Annotated in this window: 4 protein-coding genes; 2 read left to right on the top strand and 2 right to left on the bottom strand. The window is 73.8% G+C overall.

Features of this window, described 5'->3' with window-relative positions; all coding sequences use genetic code 11:
- Positions 1-118 precede the first annotated feature (118 nt).
- Positions 119-607 (bottom strand): YbjN domain-containing protein, encoded by a 489-nt coding sequence (locus tag ACFV0Q_RS38680; protein ID WP_385012404.1) that lies wholly within the window; start codon positions 605-607, stop codon positions 119-121.
- Positions 600-1,982, bottom strand: a complete 1,383-nt coding sequence (mshA, locus tag ACFV0Q_RS38675) for a D-inositol-3-phosphate glycosyltransferase (protein WP_385012402.1) — start codon at positions 1,980-1,982, stop codon at positions 600-602. The genes ACFV0Q_RS38680 and mshA overlap by 8 nt, the downstream gene beginning before the upstream one ends.
- Positions 1,983-2,198: 216 nt before the next feature.
- Here mshA and ACFV0Q_RS38670 point away from each other — a divergent pair, with 216 nt between their 5' ends.
- Together ACFV0Q_RS38670 and ACFV0Q_RS38665 are read left to right on the top strand one after the other, a co-directional pair.
- The gene (locus ACFV0Q_RS38670; RefSeq protein ID WP_385012401.1) at positions 2,199-3,011 is read left to right on the top strand and encodes a class I SAM-dependent methyltransferase; all 813 of its coding nucleotides are present in this window, start codon (positions 2,199-2,201) and stop codon (positions 3,009-3,011) included.
- Between the two features lie 212 nt (positions 3,012-3,223).
- A complete protein-coding gene (locus ACFV0Q_RS38665; RefSeq protein ID WP_385012399.1) occupies positions 3,224-4,324 on the top strand; it encodes an NlpC/P60 family protein in 1,101 nt (366 codons plus the stop codon).
- The last annotated feature ends 149 nt before the right edge of the window (positions 4,325-4,473 follow it).

The following is a 4,473-nucleotide window of genomic DNA, read 5'->3' as shown; positions in this document are numbered from 1 at the left end:
TGCCGGCGGGCCGGGCGGCGCCGGGGCTTCTGCGGCTCCGCCCCAGACCCCGCGCCTCAAACTCCCCCAGCTACCGCTGGGAGGGGCCCCCGGGCGGGGCTGGATTCGTCGGCCCGGGTCAGGCCGAGGGCTGCGTCAGGTGCTTGAAGGCGTCCAGGTTGCGGGTGGATTCGCCGCGGGAGACGCGCCACTCGTACTCGCGGCGGATGGCGCTCGCGAAGCCGAGTTCCAGCAGGGTGTTGAAGGCGCCGTCCGCCGCCTCCAGGACGGTGCCCAGCAGCCGGTCGAGGTCGTCCGGGGTGATGACGCTGAGCGGGAGGCGGGCCGTGAGGTAGACGTCCCCGAGCGGGTCGACGGCGTAGGCCATCCCGTACAGCTTGAGGTTGCGCTCCAGCAGCCAGCGGTGGACGCCCGCCTCGTTCTCGTCGGGGTGGCGGATGACGAAGGCGTTCACCGAGAGGGAGTGGCGGCCGATCCGCAGCGAGCAGGTGGTGCTCAGCTTGCGGGTGCCGGGGAGCTGGACGACGTAGCTGCCCGGCTCGGGGCTCTCCCAGCCCAGCTCGGCGCCGGCCAGCGTGGACTCGATGATCGCGGCGGTGTCAGCCATGGTGGGAGCGTACGCGACGGCGGTGATCATGCATGGCCGCGGTGTACACGTCGGCCGTGCCGCTGGCGGCGGTGTCCCAGCCGAAGAACTGCGCGTGCCGCGCGGCCTCGCCGCCCATGCGGGCCGTGAGCCCGGGCTCGTCCACGAAGCGGCGCAGCTCGCGGGCGTAGTCCACGGGGTCGTGGCCGGGTACGAGGATGCCCGTCACTCCGTCGTTGACGGCGACGGGGAGCCCGCCGACGGAGGCGGCGAGGACGGGCGTGCCGGTGGCCTGGGCCTCGATGGCGACGAGCCCGAAGGACTCGCTGTACGAGGGCATGACCAGGACGGACGCCGCCCGGAACCAGTCGGCGAGCGCGTCCTGGCGCACCGGCGGGTGGAAGTGGACGAGGTCGGCGATGCCGAGCTTCGCGGCGAGCTTCTGCAGCCCTTCGGGCTTGGCGAGGCCGCTGCCGCTGGGGCCGCCGACGACGGGGACGAAGAGGCGGGTGCGCAGCGAGGGATCGCGGTCGACGAGTTCGGCGACGGCGCGGAGCAGGATGTCGGGGGCCTTGAGGGGCTGGATGCGGCCCGCGAAGAGCGGGATCACGGCGTCCTGCGGCAGGCCGAGGCGGGCGCGGGCGGCGGCGCGGCCGTCGCCGACGGTGAAGCGGTCGAGGTTGACGCCGGGGTGGACGACGGCGACCTTGCCGGGGTCGGCCTCGTAGTGCCGTACGAGTTCGTCGGCCTCTTCGGCGGTGTTCGCGATGAGGCGGTCGGCGGCGGCGACGATCTGGGTCTCGCCGATGACGCGGGCGGCGGGCTCGGGGTGGTCGCCCGCGGCGAGGGAGGCGTTCTTGACCTTGGCCATGGTGTGCATGGCGTGGACGAGGGGGACGCCCCAGCGCTCGGCGGCGAGCCAGCCGACGTGGCCGGAGAGCCAGTAGTGGGAGTGCACGAGGTCGTAGTAGCCGGGGCGGTGTCCGGCCCAGGCCTGCATGACGCCGTGGGTGAAGGCGCACAGCTGGGCGGGCAGCTCTTCCTTGGCGAGGCCTTCGTACGGGCCCGCGTCGACGTGCCGTACGAGGACGCCGGGTGCGAGCTCGACGGCGGGCGGCAGGCCGCCGGTGGTCGCGCGGGTGAAGATCTCGACCTCGACGTTGATCGCGGCGAGGCGCTTGGCCAGCTCGACGATGTACACGTTCATGCCGCCGGCGTCGCCGGTGCCGGGCTGGTGCAGCGGTGAGGTGTGCACGCTGAGCATGGCCACGCGGCGCGGCTTGCGGTGGTGGCCGACGGCCGGGAGGCGCAGGCGGGGCTGGTCGTGGCGGGGCCCGCGGGCGGCGGCGATGCGGCCGCTGATGCTGCCGCCGAGACGGGACACGTACTGGCTCAAGGGAGCAGTTCCTCTCGCTCGGATCGGGTCGCTGTGGTCGCGCGCGGACGGGTGGGCGGCGCGGCGCACGCCGGGTGGCATGGCTGCGGGAGCGCGGTCGGCGCTCTGCAAGGAGTGCAACCCGGATGGCCGTCCCCCGCATTCCGGGGGGCCGGAACTTCCTGATCGGTTTGCCGGTTTTTTATCCTGCCGGGGCGCTCGGCATACGCTCGGCCCATGGTCTCCCGCAGCACTCCGCCGCCCCCGAAGCGCCCTGTCGGCACCGTGACGCGCGGGACCACGAACCCGAACCGGCTGCGGCGCATGGACCGCTGGATCGCCGCCTCGCACGGGGCGGCGCTGCGCCGTGCGGACGCGCCGGTGGCGGTGGACCTCGGGTACGGGGCCGCGCCCTGGACGGCGGTGGAGCTGCTGGCGCGGCTGCGGAAGGCGGCGCCGGGGGTGCGGGTGGTCGGCATCGAGATCGAGCCGGCGCGGGTGGCGGGGGCGAAGCCGTACGAGCGGGAGGGGCTGAGTTTCCGCCACGGGGGCTTCGAGGTGCCGCTGGACGGCGGGGAGCGGCCGGCGCTGATCCGGGCGGCGAACGTATTGCGCCAGTACGACGAGGAGCAGGTCGCGCAGGTGTGGCAGCGGCTCTGCGCCCGGCTGGCCCCGGGCGGGCTGCTGGTGGAGGGGACCTGCGACGAGATCGGGCGGCGGCACGTGTGGGTGGCGCTGGGGCCGGAGGGGCCGCGGACGGTGACCTTCGCGACCCGGCTGGGCTCCCTGGAGCGGCCCTCGGACCTGGCGGAGCGGCTGCCGAAGGCCCTGATCCACCGGAACGTGCCGGGCGAGCCGGTGCACGCGTTCCTGCGGGACTTCGACCGGGCGTGGGCGGCGGCGGCCCCGTACGCCTCGTACGGGGCGCGGCAGCGGTGGATCCGGACGGCGCGGGCGCTGTCGGCCGACTGGCCGTTGGCGGACGGGCCGGTGCGGTGGAGGCAGGGGGAACTGACCGTGCGCTGGGAGGCGTTGCGCCCGGCGGGGTGAAAGTCGCGCTGCGGGGAACCGGTTGCCGGGGGTGTCCGTTGAGTCGTCAGGGGTGGCCGATACGTGGGCGGTCATGATCGGGGGCGGCATCCGGAGGGTGTTGGAATTCACCGAGTCGTGGCACCATCCCGGAGACAGTGCCAAGTTACTGATGAATAGTCAGATCTGATGTCGGGTGATGTCCGTTCTGACTCGGGGCGCCTGGGGGAGCCATGGGGACCGCGAAGCGAGCGTCGTCGCGCGTGCAGGGAGTGTCCGCTCTCGCGCTGTTGTGCGCGATGGCGATACTGACGGCCCCCGGGCTCGCGGCGGGCAGCGCGTACGCCGCTCCCGGCGCGCCGTCGAGTCCCGCGGCCCCGGCCGCGCCGGAGCCGGGCGGCAAGTCGCTGGAGCAGGTCCGCAAGGAGATCGAGGACCTCTACCGGCAGGCCGGCACCGCCACGGACGCGTACAACCTCGCGGTGGGCGAGACCAAGGCGCAGTCCGAGCGGATCGTCGAGATCGCCAAGCTGGTGGTGGCGGGCCAGGACCGGATCACCGGCCTGAAGGACCGCGCGGGCGCCGCCGCCCGCGCCCAGTACCGCTCGGGCGGCCTGCCGCCGGGCGCCGCGCTGGCGCTGAGCGACAGCCCGTCCGCGTACCTCGACGGGGCGGGCCGGCTGCGGCAGGGCGAGAAGGCCACGACGGACCTGCTGGCCGAACTGAACCGGACCCAGGGCGACTTGGTGCAGTACGCGAAGGACGCGGGCGCGCTCTGGCAGAAGATGGAGGAGAACCGGGTCAAGCAGGAAGCCGCCAAGAAGGAGATCGAGGACAAGATCAAGGCGGCGGAGGCCCTGGAGAACAGGCTGGAGGCCGAGGAGAAGGCCCGGCTGATCCAGCTGGAGCAGGAAGCCCAGTACAAGGCGCAGACGGCGTGGCTGTCGTCGGGCGCGATGAAGGACGTCAGCGGCTCGGCGACGGAGGCCGGCAAGCGGGCCGTGCAGTTCGCCACCGCGCAGATGGGCAAGCCGTACGAGTGGGGGGCGGTGGGGCCGAACACGTACGACTGCTCCGGACTGACCTCACAGGCGTGGCTGGCGGCCGGGCGGGGCATTCCGCGGACCTCGCAGGAGCAGCTGCGGCTGCTGCCGAAGGTGGCGCTGAAGGACATGCGGCCCGGCGATCTGATCATCTACTTCGACGACGCGAGCCATGTCGGCATGTACGTGGGCGACGGCGCGATGGTCCACGCCCCGCGGCCCGGGCGCAACGTCACGATGGCGGGCGCGGGCTCGATGCCGATCAAGGCCGTGGTCCGCCCCGACGCGTAAGCCCTGGCCGGGCGGTAACCAGGCTCCGGGGCCGGCGGCCCGCCCCCGGAGCACCCCTCCGGCCCTCCGGCACGCACAGCGCGGCTAGGTTGCGGGGGCTCCGCCCCCGGACCCCCGCGCGTCAAAAGCCCCCAGCTACCGCTGGGAGG

This window comes from Streptomyces sp. NPDC059564, assembly GCF_042735575.1.
Classification (GTDB): Bacteria; Actinomycetota; Actinomycetes; order Streptomycetales; family Streptomycetaceae; genus Streptomyces.
Note: the sequence above shows the minus strand (reverse complement) of the source record. Positions and strands in the feature narration are given on the sequence as shown.

What these genes read in the sequence shown, in the direction of transcription:
- ACFV0Q_RS38680 (WP_385012404.1), bottom strand. Translation starts at nt 607, where the DNA reads ATGGCTGACACCGCCGCGATCATCGAGTCCACGCTGGCCGGCGCCGAG.
- ACFV0Q_RS38670 (WP_385012401.1), top strand. Translation starts at nt 2,199, where the DNA reads ATGGTCTCCCGCAGCACTCCGCCGCCCCCGAAGCGCCCTGTCGGCACC.
- ACFV0Q_RS38665 (WP_385012399.1), top strand. Translation starts at nt 3,224, where the DNA reads ATGGGGACCGCGAAGCGAGCGTCGTCGCGCGTGCAGGGAGTGTCCGCT.